The organism is Streptomyces ipomoeae 91-03, assembly GCF_000317595.1.
Lineage (GTDB): Bacteria > Actinomycetota > Actinomycetes > Streptomycetales > Streptomycetaceae > Streptomyces > Streptomyces ipomoeae.
Genome location: NZ_AEJC01000151.1, coordinates 1 through 2,659, shown reverse-complemented (window position 1 = coordinate 2,659; position 2,659 = coordinate 1). Strand labels below are relative to the sequence as shown.

3 protein-coding genes are annotated in these 2,659 nt (G+C 71.7%); all 3 read left to right on the top strand.

What is annotated here, in order from left to right; all coding sequences use genetic code 11:
• Positions 1-410: 410 nt before the first annotated feature.
• A complete protein-coding gene (locus STRIP9103_RS09625; protein ID WP_009306415.1) occupies positions 411-1,325 on the top strand; it encodes a universal stress protein in 915 nt (304 codons plus the stop codon).
• 23 nt (positions 1,326-1,348) lie between these two features.
• Positions 1,349-2,371 carry a zinc-dependent alcohol dehydrogenase gene (locus STRIP9103_RS09620; protein WP_009306413.1) on the top strand — a complete coding sequence of 341 codons (1,023 nt, stop codon included), beginning with the start codon at positions 1,349-1,351 and terminating at the stop codon, positions 2,369-2,371.
• A gap of 5 nt (positions 2,372-2,376) precedes the next feature.
• Positions 2,377-2,659, top strand: a 283-nt coding sequence (locus STRIP9103_RS09615) for a universal stress protein (protein ID WP_009306411.1), incomplete at its 3' end; no start/stop codon positions are given.

Here is a 2,659-nt window from a genome sequence, read left to right as displayed (position 1 = left end):
CCCGTGAACGTCTCCACCCACACCGACTCAGCCCGCAACACCCCACCCATACAGGCAAAATGCCCTGAACCGAGCCTTCTGCAACACCCTTTAGGACTGGGAGAGTTGAGGGACGGTCGCCGCCATTGTCGGCGATGGCGGCGACTGCCCGGCCGTGGACCATGGGCCTCCTCCCGTCCCTGACAAGGCGGAGAGCTGTTACCGGCCGGATGGCTGCCGAGAAGGATCAGGTACGCCCAGCCGCCCAGCCCGTACCAGGTTGGGCCGTTCGGCCCCTGAGGCGGACCCTGCGGCCCCTGCACACCGCCTACTCCTCGGCTTGATCCTGAGAACCGATCCCCAGCCCGTAGGAGAACCGATCCCCCAGCCCGTAGGAGGACCGATCCCCCAGCCCGTAGGAGGTACGCACCATGTCCCGCACTGTCACCGTAGGTCTCGACGGCTCGCGGGAGAGCCTGGCCGCCGCCGAGTGGGCGGCCCGCGAGGCGAAGCTGCGCGAGCTGCCCCTGCGGCTCGTCAACGTCTGGGAGCCCGTCCCCGCGCCCATGGCGCAGGCGCCGTTTCTCGGTGCCGACACCCAGCGGCATTGGAGCGAGCGAAGCGAAAGGATTCCCCGTGAGGCGGCCGATGGCATCCGGCTCCGACACCCGGGGGTCGAAGTGACCGTCGAACAGCTGAGGGGCCGGGCGAGCGAGGTACTGGCAGAAGCGGCGAAGGACTCCGAGCTGCTGGTCCTCGGCTCCCGCGGGCTGAGCGGGATCGGCGGCTTCCTCGTCGGTTCCGTCGGCCAGGCCGTCATCGCGCACGCCGAGGGCCCCGTGGTCCTCGTACGGGCCGGGGAACTGGCCGCCGACGAGCACGAGATGGACCCGGCCGGCATCCCGTCCGCCGCGACCGGTTTCCGGCCCGTCGTACTGGGCCTCGACACCGACAGGCCGGACGACGCGGTGATCGCCTTCGCGTTCGAGGAGGCCGCCCGCCGCAAGACCTCTCTGCGGGTCGTCCACAGCTGGAACCTCCCGCCGTACCTCGCGTACGGACTGCCGGCGGACCCCGAGCTGAACGCGGAGCCGGGCCGACAGGACGCCGCCGCGCCGGCCGCGGTGCTACGGCCCTGGACGGAGAAGTTCCCGCAGGTGGCGGTTGTCGAGGCGTCCCGCTCCGGCAGTCCCGCGAACCACCTGGTCGACGCCTCCCGCGAGGCCTCCCTGGTCGTCGTCGGCCGCCGGATCCGCCGGAGCCCCTTCGGCATCCACATCGGCGCCGTCACTCACGCCGTCCTCCATCACGCCACCGCCCCCGTCGCCGTCGTCGCACACGACTGACGCACCCGAGGAGAGCAGAGATCATGAAAGCAGCGGTCGTACGAGCATTCGGCGAGCCCCTGGTCATCGAGGAGCGCCCCGACCCCGACCCTGGCCCCGGCCAGGTCCGCATCCGCGTCGAGGCCTCCGGGCTGTGCCACACCGACATCCACGCCGCCCACGGCGACTGGCCGGTCAAGCCGAACCCGCCCTTCGTGCCCGGCCACGAGGGCGTCGGCCTCGTCGACGCCCTCGGCGACGGCGTCACCCACCTGTCCGTCGGACAGCGCGTCGCCGTGCCGTGGCCGGGCAAGGCGTGCGGGCGGTGCGAGCACTGCCTGTCCGGCTGGGAGACGTTGTGCGAGCGGCAGATCAACACCGGCTACGGCTGCGACGGCGGGTACGCGGAGAAGATGCCGGCCCGGGCCGACTTCGCCCAGCCGGTTCCGGAAGGGATCATCGCCCTGGAGGCCGCTCCGCTGACCTGCGCCGGCGTGACGACGTACAAGGCCCTGAAGGTCGCCGACGTCAAGCCCACCCAGCTGGTGGCGATCTCCGGTATCGGCGGGCTCGGCCACCTCGCCGTGCAGTACGCGAAGATCGCCGGAGCCACCGTCGCCGCGGTCGACGTCACCGACGACAAGCTCGAACTCGCCGCCGAGCTCGGCGCCGACCTCGTCATCGACGCCCGCAAGCACGACGTGGGCGAGGTCCTCAAGCGGCACGGCGGCGCGCACGCCGCGATCGCGCTCGCCGTGAATGAGGCCGCGTTCGCGGCGGTCAACTCGGGGCTGCGGCGCGGCGGCAAGCTCGTCATGGTGGCGCTGCCGGCGCACGGCACGGTCCAGGTCCCGATCTTCGACACCGTCCTGAACGGGACGAGTGTGATCGGCTCGATCGTGGGCACCCGGCAGGACCTCGCCGAGGTCTTCCAGCTGCACGCGGTCGGCCGCACCAAGGTCATCTACGAGACCCGGCCGCCGGCCTCCGTCAACGAGTCGATCGACGCGGTGCTGCGCGGCGAGATCAAGGCCCGGATCGTCTTCGACCTCGCCAAGGAGCGGTGAGCGCCATGGAACTCGAACTGCCCCTGGCCGTCGGCGTGGACGGCTCCGAGGCCGGCATGCGGGCCGTGGACTGGGCGGCCGACGAGGCCGCCCTGCGCGGGCTGCCGCTGCGGCTGGTGTACGCCTCGCTGTGGCAGCGCTACGAAGGCGCCGCACTCGCCGAGGACCTCGGCAAGCCGGCTGAGCAGGTGCTGGGCGAAGACATCGTCGAGAGCGCCGCCCGGCGAGCGCGTGCCCGTCGACCCGAGGTGAAGGTATCCACCGAGGTGGTGCCCGAGGAACCGGAGT

Excerpts from the sequence above, each read along its gene's own strand:
- STRIP9103_RS09620 (WP_009306413.1), top strand. The coding sequence starts at position 1,349 with ATGAAAGCAGCGGTCGTACGAGCATTCGGCGAGCCCCTGGTCATCGAG.
- STRIP9103_RS09625 (WP_009306415.1), top strand. The coding sequence starts at position 411 with ATGTCCCGCACTGTCACCGTAGGTCTCGACGGCTCGCGGGAGAGCCTG.